We start from the raw sequence: 18,904 nt of genomic DNA, 5'->3' as shown, positions 1-18,904 counted from the left end.
TGGTGAGGACGTTCAAAAAAGTTCTTTTAGCTGGATTTTTGAACACGTACTTTATCTCTTATTCTATCATGAACCTATAAAAAACTCTCATTTTTTATAAAAAAATGAGAGTTTTCGTTTATTTTTTTGGAATTCGAATCGTAAATTGATAAAATTCATCATGTTCTTCTTCTTCAGTATCAATCGATAGCCCGCTTTGCAGGACCATATCAACCGATTGACGAACAGTATTGATCGCAAGTCTCATATCTTTGCTGAATGATTTGCGTTGAGGTGCCTTCTTTTTCGCCTGGCCTTCACCTTCAATCAATTTCTTTACCCGCTCTTCCGTTTGTTTCACATTTAATTGCTTTTCCAAAATTTCTTTAAGCATTTGTTCCTGTTTTTCAACTGATTTTAAAATAATTAAGGCGCGGGCATGGCGTTCCGTAATTTTTTTTTGCAATAAGGCTTCCTGAATGGATGGAGGCAGCTTTAACAAACGAAGTTTATTTGCAATGGTCGATTGCCCTTTCCCGAGCCGTTGCGCAAGGCTCTCTTGCGTCAGTCCATGAATATCAAGAAGCTTGGCATAGGCCATCGCCTCTTCTATGGCGGTCAACTCTTCGCGCTGCAAGTTCTCGATTAAGGCGACAGATGCCGTTTGTGAATCATTAAATTCCTTTACAATCGCAGGAATCGATTCCCATCCTAATTTCTGTACCGCTCTATATCGACGTTCTCCGGCAATAATTTCATATTTCCCATTTTCAATCGTACGAACAACGATCGGTTGGATCATGCCATGGGTCTCAATCGTTTGTGAAAGCTCTTCGATTCGCTCATCTATAAAAACCGTTCGTGGCTGAAAACGGTTCGGAATAATATCTTGAACGGGGATTTGAATGACTTCCTCGTTTTCATTTTTCTCAGTTTCTTCAACACTCTGGCTTTTTTCACCTATGCCGAACAAGCGTGAAAAAGGATGCTTCATTGAGGATGACACCACCTTTTATGATCTACCTTAAGATTTCGCTCTATTTCAGCAAAACTCCTGCCAGGCTTTAAAAATTCTTACCAAATGATGTATGTAACGATTCAGCATGTTTCACGTGAAACGTTCACACTTTTATAATGGATTTTTGTTTGGCATCCCGGGTTTGCGTGGATATTTTTTCGGCGTTTTCGCTTCTTTTTGAATGACGACGATATTTCGTTCACTCTGTTCCTCAGGAAGAGTGAAGGAGTAAACATCGACCACTTTTCCGCCGAGCAGTTTGATCGCTTTATCACTATCGGTTAACTCATTTGCCAGTTGCGCGCCTTTCATAGCCAGAAAATGTCCATTTTGTTTTACGAGCGGCAGGCAAAGTTCACTTAATACAGACATTCTCGCCACTGCACGTGCCATGCACAAATCAAACGATTCACGGACTTCATGGTTTTGTCCGAACGTTTCTGCACGATCATGGTAAAGCGTTACATCGGTCAATCCGAGCTGTTTTGTCAGTTCTCCTAAAAAATGAATTCGTTTTTGCAAAGAATCAACAATAGATAATTTAATAGCAGGAAAACATATTTTTAAAGGAATGCCCGGGAAACCTGCCCCGGCACCAACATCACAAACGGTTTGTTCTTTTGTAAAATCATAATAAAAGGAAGCCGTCAATGAGTCGTAAAAGTGCTTTAAATACACTTCTTCCTTATCGGTGATTGCTGTTAAATTCATTTTTTCGTTCCATTCCACAAGAAGCTTGTAATAGTCTTCAAATTGTTGAAGCTGGTCGGAAGAAAGGGAGATCCCCTTTTCCGCCAGCATTTGTTCAAATGTAGAAATGTTCATAATTCCTCCATCAACCATTACCGTTCGATTTTCGCAAGCTTTCCTTGCTCCAAATAGATGAGAAGGATCGAAATATCGGCCGGATTCACACCGGAAACACGAGAAGCCTGGCCAACAGATAACGGTCGTACTTCGTGAAGCTTTTGTTTGGCTTCAGTCGCCAATCCATTAATGGCAAAATAATCGAGATCTTCCGGCAGCTTTTTCGTTTCCATTTTTCGCATCCGCTCGACCTGGGCAAGCTGCTTGTCAATATAACCCGCATATTTAATCTGGATTTCTACCTGTTCGGCGACAACGTCACTAACAGATGGATTCGGGGTCATTTTCGCAATTACATCATATGTGATCTCCGGCCGTTTCAAAAGATTGGCCGCAGTCATTGGCTCTTTTAATGGCGAGCTGCCCGCTTCTTCAAGAATCGCTTGAACCTCCGCTGTTGGTTTGATCGATTCATGTTCAAGCCTTTCAATTTCCCTGGCAATTTCTTCTTTTTTCTTTAAAAAGCGTTCGTAACGTTCGTTCGGAATAAGCCCGATTTCATGCCCGATTTCCGTCAAGCGGAGATCCGCATTATCATGGCGAAGAAGAAGGCGGTATTCCGCTCTTGATGTTAATAAGCGATAAGGCTCATTTGTCCCTTTAGTGACAAGGTCATCAATAAGGACACCAATATACGCCTGCGAACGGTCTAGCACGATCGGGTCTTTCCCTTGCACTTTCCGGCACGCATTGATTCCGGCAATAATTCCCTGTCCTGCCGCTTCCTCATAACCGCTCGTTCCATTCAATTGCCCGGCTGTAAAGAGGCCTTCCACAAGTTTCGTTTCCAAAGACGGCCAGAGCTGTGTCGGGACAATCGCGTCATATTCAATCGCATATCCGGCGCGCATAAGCTCGGCTTTCTCAAGTCCCGGAATTGTCTCTAAAATTTTTCGTTGAACATCCTCGGGGAGGCTCGTTGAAAGACCTTGCACATACACTTCTTCCGTGTTTCGTCCTTCCGGCTCCAAAAAGATTTGGTGGCGCGGCTTGTCATTAAAACGGACAATTTTATCCTCAATCGAAGGACAATAACGCGGCCCTGTTCCTTCAATCATCCCGGAATACATCGGCGAGCGATGAAGATTGCTGTTAATCAATTCATGCGTTTTCGGACTTGTATACGTTAACCAGCAGGGCAGCTGGTCAGTAATGAATTCCACTGTTTCGTACGAAAAGGCACGCGGAACATCATCCCCCGGCTGGATTTCCGTTACAGAGTAATCAATAGTATGGCTGTTGACACGCGGTGGCGTACCGGTTTTAAAACGGACCATGTTAAATCCTAATTCTTGTAAATGGTACGATAATTCAATGGACGGCTGCATATTGTTCGGTCCGCTCTCATAAGCTAGTTCACCAATAATAATTTTACCGCGCAAATACGTACCCGTCGTCAAAACGACAGATGTCGCGTAATATTGGGCACCGGTTTTCGTAATGACCCCTTTACATACACCGTCCTCGACAATTAAGCGTTCCACTAACCCCTGACGTAACGTCAAGTTTTCCGTCGTCTCCAGCGTTTTTTTCATTTCACTTTGATAAAGCACTTTATCGGCCTGTGCCCTGAGTGCACGGACCGCCGGGCCTTTCCCCGTATTTAACATCCGCATTTGAATGTGCGTTTTGTCAATGTTTCTAGCCATTTCCCCGCCAAGGGCGTCAAGCTCGCGAACAACAATCCCTTTGGCCGGCCCACCGACAGACGGGTTGCACGGCATATACGCAACGGCATCAAGATTGATCGTTAAACATAACGTTTTTGCTCCCATGCGGGCGGATGCAAGCGCTGCTTCGACACCGGCATGACCGGCTCCGACGACTATTACATCAAAATTGCCGGCATTGTATCCCATTGTCTTCTCCTCCTTCTTCGTTTTTGATTATTTATTTCCCTAAACAAAATTGTGAGAACAACTGGTCGATCAAACTTTCAGAAACAGTGTCTCCAACAATTTCCCCTAAAACTTCCCATGCTCTCGTAATATCGATTTGAACCATATCAATCGGCAAGTTCATTTCAATTCCGTGCAATGCTTCTTCCACATGGTTCAACGCCTGGTTTAACAACGCAATATGTCTTGAATTGGAGACATAGGTCATGTCCTGGGACTCGATGCCACCTTTAAAAAACAATTCGCTAATCGCTTGCTCCAATCGATCGATTCCCTCTTCTTTTAAAAGGGATGTTGTAATGAGCGGGTAATCACCGGCCAGATTTTTGACACGGTCCATATCGATTTTCTGATCAAGATCTGTTTTATTCACAATGACGATGACGTCCATGCCTTTTACGGCTTTAAATAAATTCTCGTCTTCAGGAGAAAGGGATTCATGAAAATTTAATACGAGTAAAATCAAGTCGGCTTCTTTTAACACCTGGCGCGATTTTTCAACGCCGATTTTTTCAACGATATCTTCCGTCTCTCGAATTCCTGCCGTATCTACTAATCGTAATGGAACGCCGCGGACATTGACGTACTCTTCAATGATATCCCTTGTCGTTCCGGCAACATCTGTTACAATCGCTTTATTTTCATGGACGAGCGCATTCATTAACGAGGATTTACCCACATTTGGACGGCCAATAATTGCCGTTGAAAGCCCTTCGCGAAGAATTTTCCCTTGCTCGGCTGTCAGCAATATTTTTTTAATTTCTTCAGCAACAAATTGCAATTTTTCATTCAGGAGGCCTTGGGTCATTTCTTCCGCATCATATTCCGGATAATCAATATTCACTTCCACATGGGCGATCGTTTCAAGAAGCGTTTGGCGCAAGTGGCCGACAAGCTTTGAGAGCCGTCCTTGCATCTGGTTTAATGCCACATTCATCGCTCGATCCGTTTTTGCCCGGATTAAATCGATGACGGCTTCAGCCTGCGATAAATCGATCCGTCCATTTAAAAAAGCGCGTTTCGTAAATTCTCCAGGTTCTGCCAGTCTTGCTCCATTTTGTAGCAGCAGCTGAAGAACACGATTAACCGAAACGAGACCTCCGTGGCAGTTGATTTCTACAACATCTTCCCTTGTAAAGGTTCGAGGGGCACGCATAACGGAAACCATAACTTCCTCTACCGGCTGATTCGTTTTCGGGTCGATCAGTTTGCCATAATGAATCGTATGGGAATCGACTTCTGCCAGCGGCTTTTTCCCTTTAAACAGACGGTCGGCTATTGGCACTGCTTCTTGTCCGCTTAACCGGACGATAGCGATGGCTCCTTCTCCCATTGGAGTTGAGATGGCGGCTATTGTATCATATTCCATCTCTTTCACCTCGCCTTCTAACTACATTTAGAACCATTTTATATCTATCCACAATCTATTATTTCCTTCTATTTCATTTTCTAACGATCCACAGTGGATAACTACTTTTCATCTTCCTTGAGTTATCCACAGTAACTTTTAGTTTAACGCATTTTCACGGTAAAAAGCAATGGGAAGGCGCTTTTCAATTGGACAAAAAAAATCCTCAGGTTAGCCACCCGAGGATTCTCTATTTTGTTACTGGACGGATAATCACTTTCCGATAAGGTTCCGTCCCCTCAGAACTTGTTTCGACATGCTTTTCAGACTTTAATGCCATATGAATGATTTTTCTTTCATTGCTTGGCATTGGATCAAGGGCAATTCCTTTTTTCGTCATCATTACCCTTCGTGCCGTACTTGTCGCCAAACGCTCAAGCGACTCCCTGCGGCGTTCACGGTAATTTTCAGCATCCAGGATAATTCGGATAAAGCCATTGGAATGGTGATTCGCAACAAGATTCGTCAAATATTGCAAAGAATTTAAGGTTTGTCCTCTTTTCCCGATTAAAATGGCGATTTTGTCACCGGAAAGATCAAGAACGACTTCTTCCCCCGTCTTTTTTTGCGTAATGGTAACCGGAACGCCCATTTTCATGGTCACTTCCTGCAGGAAAGCAACTGCTTGTTCGATCGGATCTGGTTTTAGGGAAACTTCGACCAATGCCGGCTTCCCACCAAAACCTAAAAATCCTTTCTTTGATTCTTCAAGCACTTTAATCTCTACTTGGTCTCTGGAAGCTTGAAGCTGTTCAAGAGCTGCAGAAACTGCTTCTTCTACCGTTTTTCCCGTTACCTGAATTTGCTTCACTTTTTCGCGCCCCCATCAGTTTGTTTTTGCTTATTTTTCATTGGGGAAATGACAAAGTAAGTTTGTGCAATCATAAAGATATTACCAACTACCCAATATAACGATAATGCAGCCGGAAAATTAATCGCAAAGACAACAATCATGACCGGCATGACATATAACATAATTTTCATTTGCGGATTTTGGCTTTGCGGTCCCGTGCCCATCATGATTTTTTGCTGCAAGAAAGTTGTAATCCCCGCGACGATCGGCAAAATATAATACGGATCGTGCTGTCCTAAATCAAACCAGAGAAACGTATGCTGTGCAATCGCTTCCGTTCTTCTAATCGCATGGTAAAAGGCGAGCAATATTGGCATTTGAATGACTAACGGCAAGCATCCTGCAAGCGGGTTGACGCCGTGCTTTTGAAACAACGCCATCGTTTCTTGCTGCAATTTTTGCTGTGTAGCAGCATCTTTTGAACTGTATTTCTCTTTTAATTTCTGCAATTCCGGTTGGATATCCTGCATTGCTTTTGAACTTTTTGTTTGTTGAATCATCAGCGGCAATAGAATGAGACGAATAAGAATCGTAACGATGATGATTGATAGTCCGTAGTTAGGCTTTGCCCCAAATAAGTATGCCACTTTTGTGATGACCCAGGACAATGGGTAAACAAAGTAATGATCCCAAAATCCTGTACTATGAGAAGTTATCGGTTGATTTACCGAACAGCCAGCTAACAGAGCCATTAACGCTACAATGGTCAGTGTTAAAACTAGTTTCTTTCGCACTCCTTTTGTCCTCCTTATAGGAAAAAAAATTAGTTGAAATGATTGTTCTTCTTTCCAGGCTTTTCTGGAACAGGATCCAAACCGCCCGGATGAAATGGATGGCATTTTAAAATCCGTTTTAAAGTCAGCCAGGACCCTTTAGCCACCCCAAAACGCTTGAAAGCTTCAATTCCATAATGTGAGCAAGTCGGGTAAAAACGGCAAGTCGGGGGAGTTAGCGGTGAAATGAACCGCTGGTAAAAACGAATCAGCAAAATGCACAGCTGCCTCATTTCCGCTTCTCCCTTTGTATGTAAATGGCACCTGAACGTTTTAATACGTGCAGGAGGCTTTTTTCCATTTCTGCAAAATCCATCGTTGCCACAGGGTTTCGCGCAATAATGATGTAATCTCTCGCTGACTTGATTTGATCTTTATGTTTCATAAAAATCTCCTTCACCAGGCGTTTGATCCGATTACGTGTTACCGCATTTCCCACCTTTTTGCTTACAGATAGACCAAGTCTAAAGTAAGGTTGCTCGTCCTTTTCAAGCGAATATATAACAAATTGGCGATTGGCAGACGATTTTCCTCTTTTAAAGACTTCCTGAAATTCCTCATTTTTTTTAATTCTTTGCTGTTTGTTCATCCGCTGATACCCCATTTGGAATTAAGCGATTTTCTTCAAGTCGATGTTCAAAATGTCCGGGAATCGTTGTCCTCCTTTTTTGAACATGCACTACAAGTATTGGTTAACGCTGTAAAACTAAAACCATAAAACATTGATTATATGAGAAAAAAGACCACTGATGTCAGTGGCCTAAGCGGATAATACTTTTCTTCCCTTACGACGACGACGAGCTAGAACTTTACGGCCGTTCTTAGTTGCCATACGCGCTCGAAAACCATGTACTTTTTTACGTTTTCTATTGTTAGGTTGGAACGTAGGTTTCATCTATACTACACCTCCCTGAGGATTAAATCAAAGAAAGACAGTCTAAATAAGTATAGAAATACTTCTTCTTTTTGTCAAGTGGGCTTAAAAAGTAACCGCTCATTTTAAAAATGAATTTTTTTGGATCCAAAACTTCCAAAATTCATTCTGTGGATATCATTTTCGACACTTTTTTCACTATCCACACCTTTTATCGACAAGTTTTACACAAAATATAGTGCTGTGGACAACGACTTTACACAAGGTATTGACATTGTGGATAAGTGTAAAAAACGCATTGCAATCGCTGATTTTTTTTGTTATGATTGTTGTGTTTTAACTCGTGAATAACCATCGTGTGTATATCTTTTATCCACATCCTGTGGATAAGGTTGTGGACACATATATTTTACTTGTTTATGGGGTTGTCCACAAGACCTGAATAACAATTATTTTACTATCTTTCTACTATATTAATAGTTTTTCACATTTCGTGTGAATTGCATATTTACTCATGCGGTGTATATCAGTGTATAAAAATACATTGCATGTTAGTTCCACCTATCATAAGGGGGACTTTTAAGAATGTAAGGGGAGGAACGATTGGTGGAAAATATAGCCGATCTATGGACCAAAGCCCTTTCTGTTATGGAACAGAAGGTTAGTAAACCGAGCTTTGAGACATGGTTAAAATCCACAACGGCACATGCGCTGCAAAATGACACGCTTGTCATCACTGCACCCAATGAATTTGCTCGAGATTGGTTAGAATCGCGATATTCTTCACTTATCTCTGAAACATTGAACGACGTTACCGGTGCAGCGCTTGATGTGAAATTCATCATTCCACAAAATCAAATGGAAGATGAAGTCGATTTTGAAAAAGCGTTAAAAAAAACGCCTAAAGTTGCCGTTAGTGCTCAAGAAGAAATTACCCAAAGCATGCTAAATCCCAAATATACATTTGATCGGTTCGTTATCGGCTCAGGAAACCGCTTCGCCCATGCCGCTTCTCTTGCCGTAGCTGAAGCACCGGCAAAGGCATATAATCCGTTGTTTATTTATGGAGGAGTCGGACTTGGGAAAACCCATTTAATGCATGCGATCGGGCATTACGTCATTGATCATAATCCAAATGCGAAAGTCGTTTATTTATCATCGGAAAAATTTACAAATGAATTTATTAACTCGATCCGTGATAATAAAGCCGTTGAATTTCGAAATAAATACCGAAGTATCGACGTGCTTCTTATAGATGATATTCAGTTTTTAGCCGGAAAAGAATCAACGCAAGAAGAATTTTTCCATACATTTAATGCACTTCATGATGAGAGCAAACAAATTGTCATCTCAAGCGACAGGCCACCTAAGGAAATACCAACGTTAGAAGACCGCCTTCGTTCACGATTCGAATGGGGACTCATTACGGACATTACTCCTCCTGATTTAGAAACGCGTATTGCTATCTTAAAAAAGAAGGCGAAAGCGGAAGGCCTGGATATTCCAAATGAGGTCATGCTTTACATTGCCAACCAGATTGACACCAACATACGGGAATTAGAAGGGGCATTAATCCGGGTCGTTGCCTATTCTTCGCTTATTAATCAGGATATGAATGCAGACCTGGCGGCGGAAGCATTAAAGGATATCATCCCATCGGCTAAGCCAAAAACGATTACGATTCAACATATTCAACAAATCGTGGGAAAGCAGTTTAATGTGAAGCTCGAAGATTTTGCCGCTAAAAAACGAACGAAGTCTGTTGCATTTCCACGGCAAATCGCGATGTATCTTGCACGTGAGTTAACCGATAATTCATTGCCGAAAATCGGTGAGGAGTTTGGAGGAAGAGACCATACGACTGTTCTTCATGCTCATGAAAAAATTTCAAACTTGCTTGCGACAGACCAACAATTACAAAAGCAAATTCAAGATTTGCATGATCAGTTAAAAAACACATAAGGCGCGCGCTCTTTTTTTTGCAATTGAATAATGTGCATAACCATCTATTGCTTATACACAGTCTATCCACATGTGGATAGACTGTTATTCCTTTGAAAAATAATACTTATCCACAGATTCACAGCGCCTACTATTACTACTACGAATTTATTAAAAACAATTAATAAATAGAACCGACCATAAAAAAAGCCAGGGGGATATTTATGAAATTCAAGATTAACCGAAACCAATTAATCCAAGGTGTTCAAGATGTGATGAAAGCCATTTCTTCACGAACAACGATTCCGATTTTAACGGGGGTCAAAATGACGGTTGATTCGAGCGGAATGACTTTAACGGGAAGTGATTCCGATATTTCCATTGAACGATTCATTCCAGCTGAAGAAAATGACGAAATTAATCTTGAAGTACAAACACCCGGCAGCATTATATTGCAAGCCCGTTATTTTTCAGAAATCGTAAAAAAATTGCCGGATGAAACCGTTGAAATTGAAGTGGGAGAGCGTTTTGAGACACAAATGCGTTCAGGGGCTTCGGAGTTTAGTTTAATCGGACTGGATCCAGAAGAATATCCACGCCTGCCGCAAGTTGAAGAACAAAACGTCTTCAGCATCCAGGGAGATCTATTAAAGATGATGATCCGCCAGACTGTCTTTGCGGTGTCCACCTCAGAAACACGCCCAATATTAACCGGGGTAAACTGGAGTTTAGAGGATGGCCAATTAACATGTGTCGCTACAGACAGCCATCGCCTGGCGCAGCGAACGGTAAAAATTGATTCGAACGCAACTGAATTATCGTTTCGCAATGTCGTTATTCCAGGAAAAAGCTTAAATGAACTGTCTAAAATAGTTGAGGACTCAGAAGAATTAGTTCAAATTGTCGTAACAAACAATCAAATTTTATTTAAAACAAAAAACACGTTATTTTTCTCACGTTTGCTTGACGGAAATTTCCCGGATACATCCAAATTGTTGCCTGGAGATAGCAAAACAACGCTTGTTTTAGGCACAAAAGAACTCTTGCAAGCCATTGACCGTGCTTCCTTGCTTGCAAGAGAAGGAAGAAACAATGTTGTTAAGCTAGTGACACTGAATGAAAATGAATTGGAAATTTCATCGAACTCTCCTGAGATCGGAAAAGTATTTGAACATGTAGCCATCACATCAATGGTTGGCGAAGAGTTAAAGATTTCTTTTAATGCAAAATACATGATGGAAGCCTTAAAGGCGATGGACTGTTCAGAAATTAAGATTTTATTCACCGGGGCTATGCGGCCGTTCTTGATCGAGCCCCAAAACGGAGATTCGATTAAACAGTTAATTTTGCCGGTTCGGACTTACTAAATAGTGAAAAGCTGCTGAGGACTTTCAGCAGCTTTTGCAATGGTTGGTCATTTTAATGCCATACTAAAACTAAAAAAGGCGGGTGAGCGAAGTTATGGCTGAAGTAAAAATAACGACAGAATATATTACGCTTCAACAACTATTAAAAGAAGTGGATGTTCTCTCAACTGGTGGAATGGTAAAATGGTATTTAAGAGAACATGATGTTTACGTAAACGGAGAACGTGAAGAGCGAAGAGGAAGGAAATTATATGACGGTGATGTCATTGCAATTCCTGGAGCGGGGAAGTTTACGGTAACGAGGTAATGGGAGGTATCCCTTTTGTACATTGAAAAATTACAATTGACACACTATCGTAATTATCCTTCACAAACTCTTTCATTCGAAAATAAAGTGAACGTATTCCTCGGGGAAAATGCACAAGGGAAAACGAACGTGATGGAAGCGATCTATGTGCTTGCGATGGCAAAGTCGCACCGAACCTCACGGGATAAAGAATTGATTTATTGGGACAAAGAATATGCTAAAATAGAAGGAGAGGTCGAAAAAAGGAGCGGGCCTGTCCGTTTAAGTCTTGTCATCTCCCAAAAAGGGAAAAAGGCAAGAATCAACAGCCTGGAACAACGAAAATTAACAAACTATATAGGAACCATGAATGTCGTTATGTTTGCACCTGAGGATTTGAATCTTGTAAAGGGAAGTCCCCAGGTGCGAAGGCGTTTTATTGATATGGAGATTGGACAGGTTAACCCCGTATATTTGTATGATTTAGGGCAATATCAGAAGATTTTAGCACAGCGCAACACATTATTGCGCAATATGCAGCCGAGAGCCTCGAAAGAAAATTTGGTCATGCTTGAAATTTTAACAGCACAACTTATTGAGGTGGCTGCCAGATTAACGGAAAAACGGCTAAACTACATGAAATCATTGAATATATGGGCAAATCCGATCCACGAGGGCATTACAAGAGGGAACGAACAACTTGAAATTCAATACAAACCGACGGTGAACGTATGTGAAGGTCAAGATTTGACGAAAATGATAGAAGAATACGAACAAAAATTTGTTAAAATAAAAGATAGAGAAATAGAACGCGGAACGACTCTTTTTGGCCCGCATCGCGATGACCTTGTCTTTTATGTGAACGGAAAAGATGTCCAAACCTATGGGTCGCAAGGACAGCAACGAACTACCGCACTTTCGCTAAAGCTCGCGGAAATTGAATTGATTCATTCTGAAATTGGCGAATATCCCATTTTGCTTCTCGATGACGTTTTGTCCGAACTGGATGATTTCCGCCAATCCCATCTGTTAAACACAATTGCAGGGAAAGTGCAGACATTTGTGACCACAACAAGTGTGGATGGCATTCACCATGAAACGTTAGAGAAAGCAGCAACCTATCGGGTCAATCAAGGAAACGCTGAGCGAATAAGGTGAGGTGAGGCTGATGTTGCTTCATTTGGGCGAAGATATCGTAATCAAAAGTCATGAAATTATTGCCATCTTAGATTATAACGCTCTTTATGAATCAAAAGACATCGAGTTGTTTTTGGATGTTCAAAAGAAGGAAAACAATGTAAGGGATTTAAGCGAGGATCATCCTAAATCAATTGTGATTACCGATAAACTCGTTTATATATCTCCGCTTTCATCAACAACGTTAAAAAAACGGGCAAATGATCGAGCGGAATTGGAACAAGGATGGTATTTGAAATAAGGATGAACCGAATTGTAGGTGGAAAATATGACAACGGAACAACAATTAGAACAACATTATGATGAAAGTGATATTCAGGTACTCGAAGGCCTTGAAGCCGTTCGAAAACGTCCGGGGATGTATATTGGATCAACCAATGTAAAAGGACTTCACCATCTTGTATGGGAAATTGTCGATAACTCCATTGACGAAGCTTTAGCCGGGTATTGTGATGAAATTACAATTACGGTTGAAAAAGACAACAGCATTACAGTTGAGGACAATGGACGCGGAATCCCGGTCGGCATCCAGGAAAAAATGGGCCGGCCAGCGGTTGAAGTCATTATGACTGTCTTGCATGCAGGAGGTAAATTCGGCGGGGGCGGCTATAAAGTATCCGGAGGGCTGCACGGAGTTGGTGCCTCTGTAGTAAACGCCCTTTCAAGCTCATGTGAAGTGACGGTTTATCGTGATGGCAAAGTACATTACCAGGAATACCGCCGCGGTGTACCTGTGGCCGACTTAAAAGTCATTGGTGAAACGGAGAAGCATGGAACGAAAACACATTTCACACCGGATCCAGAAATTTTCACGGAAACGGTTGAATATGATTTTAACACGCTTGCCAGCCGTATTCGGGAATTGGCTTATTTAAACCGCGGGTTAAAAATTAATGCCGTCGACAAGCGCCCTGATGAACCTGTTCGAAAAGAATTCCATTATGAAGGCGGCATTAAGTCATATGTCGAGCATATTAACCGGTCACGCGAAGTGCTTCATGAAGAACCAATTTTTGTTGAAGGGGAAAAGGATGGAATATCGGTTGAAATCGCTCTTCAATACAATGATGGCTTCACGAGCAATATTTATTCATTTGCGAATAACATTAATACTCATGAAGGTGGAACACACGAGTCTGGTTTTAAAACGGCGTTGACCCGCGTAATCAACGATTATGGCCGGAAACATCACATATTTAAAGACAGTGATACGAACTTGACCGGAGATGATGTCCGTGAAGGATTAACGGCCATTATTTCGATTAAACATCCCGATCCGCAATTTGAAGGCCAGACGAAAACAAAATTAGGCAATAGTGAAGCACGAACGATAACGGAGTCCATTTTCGGGGAACATTTTGCGACCTTTATGCTTGAAAACCCGACAGTTGCAAAAAAGATCGTTGAAAAAGGAATGATGGCTTTACGCGCAAGGGTAGCCGCGAAAAAGGCGCGTGAATTGACAAGAAGAAAGAGCGCTTTAGAAGTTTCGTCGCTGCCTGGTAAATTGGCCGACTGCTCGTCAAAAGATGCGGCAATTTCCGAGTTGTACATCGTTGAGGGGGACTCCGCAGGCGGATCGGCAAAACAAGGGCGTGATCGCCATTTTCAGGCGATACTGCCGCTCAGGGGAAAAGTTATTAATGTGGAAAAGGCCCGTTTGGATAAAATTCTTTCCAACAATGAGATTCGAATGATCATTACAGCTCTTGGAACAGGAATTGGGGAAGACTTTGATATTTCTAAAGCCCGTTACCATAAAATTATTATTATGACCGATGCCGATGTAGACGGAGCGCATATCCGCACATTGTTGCTTACGTTTTTCTATCGCTATATGAGGCCGTTAATTGAAAATGGCTATGTATACATTGCCCAGCCTCCTCTTTATAAAGTGCAGCAAGGCAAACGGGTAGAGTATGCCTACAATGACAAGGAATTGGAGAAGATCATCACTACATTCAATCAAAATCCAAAGCCACAACTTCAACGTTATAAAGGTCTTGGAGAAATGAATGCGACCCAACTCTGGGAAACGACGATGGATCCTGAAACAAGGACCCTTCTGCAAGTCGAGTTGAAAGATGCGGTTGAAGCCGATGAAACATTTGAAATTTTAATGGGGGATAAAGTAGAACCCCGTCGCGATTTCATTCAGGAAAACGCACACTATGTTAAAAATCTAGATATTTAAAATAAGGAAACAGGGGATTCCCTGTTTCGCTTTGCTAAAGAGGTAATGGAGGTTAGAATCTATGTCTGAAATGGATCGTTCACGGATCAAAGAAGTAAGTATAAGCACGGAAATGCGTACATCATTCATCGATTACGCAATGAGTGTTATCGTCAGCCGTGCATTGCCGGATGTCCGTGATGGGTTAAAGCCGGTGCACCGCCGTATTCTGTATGCCATGAATGAGCTTGGAATGACCGCGGATAAGGCTTATAAAAAATCAGCACGTATCGTCGGTGAGGTTATCGGTAAATATCACCCGCATGGGGATTCGGCAGTGTATGAATCGATGGTCCGAATGGCTCAGGATTTTAACTTCCGCCACATGTTAGTTGATGGACACGGAAACTTTGGTTCGGTGGATGGTGACTCCGCTGCAGCAATGCGGTATACAGAAGCCAAAATGGCCAAAATTGCTATGGAAATGGTTCGTGACATCAATAAAGATACAATCGATTACAAAGATAATTACGACGGTTCCGAAAAGGAGCCCATCGTTCTCCCTTCCCGTTTTCCGAACTTGCTTGTCAACGGGGCGACGGGGATTGCCGTTGGAATGGCAACCAACATTCCTCCACATCATCTGGGTGAAGTAGTTGACGGTATTCTTGCATTAAGTAAAAATCCCGACATATCTATTCCGGAGTTGATGGAGTATATTCCTGGTCCCGATTTTCCTACAGCCGGCGAAATTTTAGGCCGCGAAGGAATTAGGAAAGCCTACCAGACCGGTCGTGGCTCGATCATTTTACGGGCAAAAGCGGAAATCGAGGAACATGAGAATGGGAAAAGCTCCATCATTGTTACAGAAATCCCTTATCAAGTGAATAAAGCGCGATTGGTCGAAAAAATTGCAGAATTGGTTCGGGACAAGAAAATCGATGGAATTACGGATCTTCGTGACGAATCAGACCGAAACGGAATGCGGATCGTTATTGAAGTGCGCCGAGATGTGAATGCCAATGTGCTGTTAAACAATTTGTATAAGCATACGGCACTGCAAACAAGTTTTGGCATTAACATGCTTGCGCTTGTAGATGGACATCCAAAAGTTCTAAATTTAAAAGAATGTTTGCATCATTATTTGAAACATCAGCAAGTAGTCATTCGTCGCCGTACGGAATTTGATTTACGTAAAGCCGAAGCAAGGGCTCATATATTAGAAGGGTTAAGAATTGCGCTTGACCACATTGATGAAATTATCGCTCTCATTCGTTCATCTCGGACTACTGATATTGCCCGGGAAGGGTTAATGGAGAATTTTTCATTAACTTATGAACAGGCACAGGCCATTCTGGAAATGCGTTTGCAGCGCTTAACAGGACTTGAAAGAGATAAAATCGAAAACGAGTATAATGAGCTCGTTAAGTTGATCGCAGAACTAAAAGCCATTTTAGCGGATGAAGAAAAAGTTCTTGAAATCATCCGAACAGAGCTTATCGAAATAAAGGAACGTTATAGCGACGAACGTCGGACAACTATAACGGTTGGCTTTAACGCGATTGAAGACGAAGATTTAATCCCACGATCCAACGTTGTTATTACGTTGACGAATAAAGGGTATATTAAACGTCTTCCTATATCGACATACCGTTCACAGCGACGGGGCGGAAGAGGAATTCAAGGAATGGGAACCAATGAAGATGATTTTGTTGAACATCTTTTTACCACGAATTCCCATAACACTCTCCTATTCTTTACAAACAAAGGGAAAGTATACCGTTTAAAAGGTTATGAAGTGCCAGAAATGAGCCGAACGGCTAAAGGTATTCCGATTATTAACCTGCTGCAAATTGAAAAAGAAGAGACGATTTCCGCCGTCATTCCTGTTGAAGAGTTTGATGAGTCTTCTTATTTAAACTTTATGACAAAACAAGGAATTACAAAGCGCTCACCTCTTTCTTCTTTTACCAATATTCGAAAAGGCGGTCTCTTTGCCATTAATTTAAGGGAAGACGATGAACTCATCGAGGTGAAACTGACGGACGGAACGAAAGATATTATTGTCGGTACAAGCCATGGACTGGCGATCCGTTACCATGAGACAGACGTTCGTTCAATGGGCCGATCGGCAACCGGGGTAAAAGCGATTACGTTAAGCGATGATGATTTTGTCATCGGCATGGCTGTTCTTGATGAATCGTTGGATGTCCTGATTGTAACGAAAAAAGGTTACGGAAAACGTACGCCAATGGATGAGTATAGACTTCAGTCGCGCGGTGGAAAAGGAATTAAAACATGCCATATTACAGATAAAAATGGCCCGGTCGTTGCACTTAAAGCGGTAACGGACGAAGAAGATTTAATGGTTATTACAGCTGATGGCATTTTAATCCGAATGAATATTAGTGGAATATCAACAATGGGCCGTAATACACAGGGTGTGAAACTTATTTCGATGAGTGAAGGAAACCAGGTAGCAACGGTGGCCATTGTGGAAAAAGAATCGGAAGAAGAGGAAGACTTACAAGAAGAGTCATTTGATGATCAAGAAACAAATGAATAATTTTTTTGAAAGAGGAAAATAATCATATATTTTCCTCTTTTTTCTTTGTACAATAGAACATATACATTTTAAAGCGGGGAATAACGGAATGAAAATTAAACGATCATTAGCAAAAGAAGGAGACGTATTAGCCGAGGATATTTTTTCAATGACCAATCATCCGATCATGAATAAGCATACGGTTCTAACTGCCAGGCATTTATCTGTTTTAGATCGTTTTCTTATTGAGGAGATCGATATTCTTCGTGATACGGTCAAAACGGAAAAAAGAGAAAAGGAATCAATGAGAAAAAAGGAAGAACAAAACAGCCATGAAATAAAGGATGATTCTTTTGTTTCGATTTATCTTCAAGCGGTAAAAAAATATAAGCTGCTGTTTGAAAATTGGCGGGCCGGCGCTCTCGTAAGTATTCTTGATGTCCGAAATACCATATTTCCGGCAGTTCTAAAAGGAATGGATGATCCGCGCAGCATTTTAATGCTCCATCATTATACAAAGGCAAAGGAATATATTTATTTTCATGCGATTTCTGTTGCCGTATTAAGCGCTTTTTTAGGCAAGCGCCTTAAACTGTCCCGGGGAGATTGTTTGCAATTAGCGCTTGCAGGAGCGTTAATCGACTGTGGGATGGCAAAGGTGTCCTCTAACCTATTACATAAAGAAGGCCCTTTAACTTCTGAAGAAATGAAAGAAATAAAGCAGCATACCATTATGGGCTATAACATGTTAAAAAAAGCAGCGGGAATAAAAGAAGCAGTATTACTTGGAGTACTACAGCATCATGAGCGGGAAGATGGCAGCGGCTATCCACTGGGAAGCAAGGGCGACCACTTGCATATTTTCAGTAAAATTCTTGCTGTCAGTGACGTTTATTTAGCCATGACAGAAGAACGGCCATACCGGGATAAACAAAGTGGCTTTAAAGTGCTTGAAATGATGATGAATGATCAATTCGGCTGTTTTGACCATCGTGTATTGAATAGCCTTATTGATAGTTTGTCTATTTTCTCCGTTGGGACTCAAGTTAAGTTAACTAATCAAGAAATAGGCGAAATTGTTTTTATTGAACAGGCCTATCCAACACGTCCTATGATCAAGCTAAAAACGTCTCAAGAAATTATTGCATTAAAAAACAGACGTGATTTATTCATTGAAGAGATTTTGTCTTAAAAAGCTATCTAAACGGCTAAATCATTTGAATTTAGTCGTTTTTAAATGAAGAACAATCTTTTTTTGAAAAAAGTATTGACGATAGTTAAGAAAGATGATACATTTATTTAGCTGCTTTGAAACACGAAATTCGACTTAAAAAAAGTTGTTGACGAAGCGGTTGAAGATATGCTAAGATATAAAAGTCGCCAAAACGAGCGGCGGAACAAAAAACATCTTAAAATGTTCTTTGAAAACTAAACAAAAGCCAGGTAAGTCAGGGATAAATAAAATCCCGCAATTCTTATTTGAAATGATTGAGCAAGACAAACTTTATTGGAGAGTTTGATCCTGGCTCAGGACGAACGCTGGCGGCGTGCCTAATACATGCAAGTCGAGCGAACGGAAGGAGAGCTTGCTCTCCGGAAGTTAGCGGCGGACGGGTGAGTAACACGTGGGCAACCTGCCTCATAGATGGGGATAACACCGAGAAATCGGTGCTAATACCGAATAATAGAGCGGAGCGCATGCTCCGCGCTTGAAAGTCGGCTTTC

At 41.5% G+C, this 18,904-nt stretch carries 17 protein-coding genes and 1 rRNA gene; 9 read left to right on the top strand and 9 right to left on the bottom strand.

Going from position 1 to position 18,904, the window contains the following annotated elements; translation table 11 throughout:
* Nucleotides 1–118: 118 nt before the first annotated feature.
* From noc to rpmH, 9 genes are all read right to left on the bottom strand, one after another.
* Entirely contained in the window at nucleotides 119–973 is an 855-nt protein-coding gene (noc, locus tag WD019_RS17920; protein WP_026678428.1) for a nucleoid occlusion protein, read from the bottom strand.
* A gap of 135 nt (nucleotides 974–1,108) precedes the next feature.
* Nucleotides 1,109–1,822 (bottom strand): 16S rRNA (guanine(527)-N(7))-methyltransferase RsmG, encoded by a 714-nt coding sequence (rsmG, locus tag WD019_RS17915; RefSeq protein WP_425712350.1) that lies wholly within the window; start codon nucleotides 1,820–1,822, stop codon nucleotides 1,109–1,111.
* A gap of 17 nt (nucleotides 1,823–1,839) precedes the next feature.
* Entirely contained in the window at nucleotides 1,840–3,723 is a 1,884-nt protein-coding gene (mnmG, locus tag WD019_RS17910; RefSeq protein ID WP_425712349.1) for a tRNA uridine-5-carboxymethylaminomethyl(34) synthesis enzyme MnmG, read from the bottom strand.
* Between the two features lie 31 nt (nucleotides 3,724–3,754).
* Nucleotides 3,755–5,131: a tRNA uridine-5-carboxymethylaminomethyl(34) synthesis GTPase MnmE gene (mnmE, locus tag WD019_RS17905; RefSeq protein ID WP_425712348.1), complete on the bottom strand. Its 1,377-nt coding sequence runs from the start codon at nucleotides 5,129–5,131 to the stop codon at nucleotides 3,755–3,757.
* A gap of 229 nt (nucleotides 5,132–5,360) precedes the next feature.
* Nucleotides 5,361–5,981, bottom strand: coding sequence for an RNA-binding cell elongation regulator Jag/EloR (jag, locus tag WD019_RS17900; RefSeq protein WP_425712347.1), 621 nt, complete (start codon nucleotides 5,979–5,981; stop codon nucleotides 5,361–5,363).
* Nucleotides 5,978–6,757 carry a YidC family membrane integrase SpoIIIJ gene (gene spoIIIJ, locus WD019_RS17895; protein WP_026678433.1) on the bottom strand — a complete coding sequence of 260 codons (780 nt, stop codon included), beginning with the start codon at nucleotides 6,755–6,757 and terminating at the stop codon, nucleotides 5,978–5,980. The genes jag and spoIIIJ overlap by 4 nt, the downstream gene beginning before the upstream one ends.
* Before the next feature lie 29 nt (nucleotides 6,758–6,786).
* Nucleotides 6,787–7,029 (bottom strand): membrane protein insertion efficiency factor YidD, encoded by a 243-nt coding sequence (gene yidD, locus WD019_RS17890; RefSeq protein WP_026678434.1) that lies wholly within the window; start codon nucleotides 7,027–7,029, stop codon nucleotides 6,787–6,789.
* Entirely contained in the window at nucleotides 7,026–7,385 is a 360-nt protein-coding gene (gene rnpA, locus WD019_RS17885) for a ribonuclease P protein component (RefSeq protein ID WP_026678435.1), read from the bottom strand. Before rnpA ends, yidD begins: the two co-directional genes overlap by 4 nt.
* Before the next feature lie 171 nt (nucleotides 7,386–7,556).
* Complete coding sequence (rpmH, locus tag WD019_RS17880; protein ID WP_026678436.1) at nucleotides 7,557–7,691, bottom strand: 50S ribosomal protein L34; 135 nt, start codon at nucleotides 7,689–7,691, stop codon at nucleotides 7,557–7,559.
* A 585-nt stretch (nucleotides 7,692–8,276) separates the two neighbouring features.
* On the opposite strand from rpmH, the gene dnaA reads away from it, so the two are divergent.
* The 9 genes from dnaA to WD019_RS17835 form a co-directional block, all read left to right on the top strand.
* Nucleotides 8,277–9,632 (top strand): chromosomal replication initiator protein DnaA, encoded by a 1,356-nt coding sequence (gene dnaA / locus WD019_RS17875; RefSeq protein WP_026678437.1) that lies wholly within the window; start codon nucleotides 8,277–8,279, stop codon nucleotides 9,630–9,632.
* A 203-nt stretch (nucleotides 9,633–9,835) separates the two neighbouring features.
* Nucleotides 9,836–10,978: a DNA polymerase III subunit beta gene (gene dnaN / locus WD019_RS17870; protein ID WP_425712346.1), complete on the top strand. Its 1,143-nt coding sequence runs from the start codon at nucleotides 9,836–9,838 to the stop codon at nucleotides 10,976–10,978.
* Between the two features lie 94 nt (nucleotides 10,979–11,072).
* A complete protein-coding gene (yaaA, locus tag WD019_RS17865; protein WP_026678439.1) occupies nucleotides 11,073–11,285 on the top strand; it encodes a S4 domain-containing protein YaaA in 213 nt (70 codons plus the stop codon).
* A 15-nt stretch (nucleotides 11,286–11,300) separates the two neighbouring features.
* Nucleotides 11,301–12,422 (top strand): DNA replication/repair protein RecF, encoded by a 1,122-nt coding sequence (recF, locus tag WD019_RS17860; protein ID WP_425712345.1) that lies wholly within the window; start codon nucleotides 11,301–11,303, stop codon nucleotides 12,420–12,422.
* 10 nt (nucleotides 12,423–12,432) lie between these two features.
* On the top strand, nucleotides 12,433–12,702 hold the full coding sequence (gene remB, locus WD019_RS17855; RefSeq protein WP_425712344.1) for an extracellular matrix regulator RemB: 270 nt from the start codon (nucleotides 12,433–12,435) through the stop codon (nucleotides 12,700–12,702).
* 27 nt (nucleotides 12,703–12,729) lie between these two features.
* Nucleotides 12,730–14,655 (top strand): DNA topoisomerase (ATP-hydrolyzing) subunit B, encoded by a 1,926-nt coding sequence (gene gyrB, locus WD019_RS17850; RefSeq protein WP_026678442.1) that lies wholly within the window; start codon nucleotides 12,730–12,732, stop codon nucleotides 14,653–14,655.
* 61 nt (nucleotides 14,656–14,716) lie between these two features.
* Complete coding sequence (gene gyrA / locus WD019_RS17845) at nucleotides 14,717–17,200, top strand: DNA gyrase subunit A (RefSeq protein ID WP_425712343.1); 2,484 nt, start codon at nucleotides 14,717–14,719, stop codon at nucleotides 17,198–17,200.
* A gap of 88 nt (nucleotides 17,201–17,288) precedes the next feature.
* Nucleotides 17,289–18,371, top strand: coding sequence for an HD-GYP domain-containing protein (locus tag WD019_RS17840; protein WP_425712342.1), 1,083 nt, complete (start codon nucleotides 17,289–17,291; stop codon nucleotides 18,369–18,371).
* A 312-nt stretch (nucleotides 18,372–18,683) separates the two neighbouring features.
* Nucleotides 18,684–18,904: ribosomal RNA gene (locus WD019_RS17835) — 16S ribosomal RNA — on the top strand; the annotation flags it as partial.

The organism is Fictibacillus sp. Mic-4 (assembly GCF_049843615.1).
GTDB classification, from domain to species: Bacteria; Bacillota; Bacilli; order Bacillales; family Fictibacillaceae; genus Fictibacillus_A; species Fictibacillus_A gelatini.
This window is presented reverse-complemented; position numbering and strand designations above follow the sequence as displayed.

Coding starts and splice junctions, on each gene's coding strand:
- yaaA (WP_026678439.1), top strand. CDS start 11,073: ATGGCTGAAGTAAAAATAACGACAGAATATATTACGCTTCAACAACTA.
- gyrA (WP_425712343.1), top strand. CDS start 14,717: ATGTCTGAAATGGATCGTTCACGGATCAAAGAAGTAAGTATAAGCACG.
- mnmE (WP_425712348.1), bottom strand. CDS start 5,131: ATGGAATATGATACAATAGCCGCCATCTCAACTCCAATGGGAGAAGGA.
- dnaN (WP_425712346.1), top strand. CDS start 9,836: ATGAAATTCAAGATTAACCGAAACCAATTAATCCAAGGTGTTCAAGAT.
- yidD (WP_026678434.1), bottom strand. CDS start 7,029: ATGAGGCAGCTGTGCATTTTGCTGATTCGTTTTTACCAGCGGTTCATT.
- mnmG (WP_425712349.1), bottom strand. CDS start 3,723: ATGGGATACAATGCCGGCAATTTTGATGTAATAGTCGTCGGAGCCGGT.
- rpmH (WP_026678436.1), bottom strand. CDS start 7,691: ATGAAACCTACGTTCCAACCTAACAATAGAAAACGTAAAAAAGTACAT.
- WD019_RS17840 (WP_425712342.1), top strand. CDS start 17,289: ATGAAAATTAAACGATCATTAGCAAAAGAAGGAGACGTATTAGCCGAG.
- gyrB (WP_026678442.1), top strand. CDS start 12,730: ATGACAACGGAACAACAATTAGAACAACATTATGATGAAAGTGATATT.
- remB (WP_425712344.1), top strand. CDS start 12,433: ATGTTGCTTCATTTGGGCGAAGATATCGTAATCAAAAGTCATGAAATT.
- noc (WP_026678428.1), bottom strand. CDS start 973: ATGAAGCATCCTTTTTCACGCTTGTTCGGCATAGGTGAAAAAAGCCAG.
- rnpA (WP_026678435.1), bottom strand. CDS start 7,385: ATGAACAAACAGCAAAGAATTAAAAAAAATGAGGAATTTCAGGAAGTC.
- rsmG (WP_425712350.1), bottom strand. CDS start 1,822: ATGAACATTTCTACATTTGAACAAATGCTGGCGGAAAAGGGGATCTCC.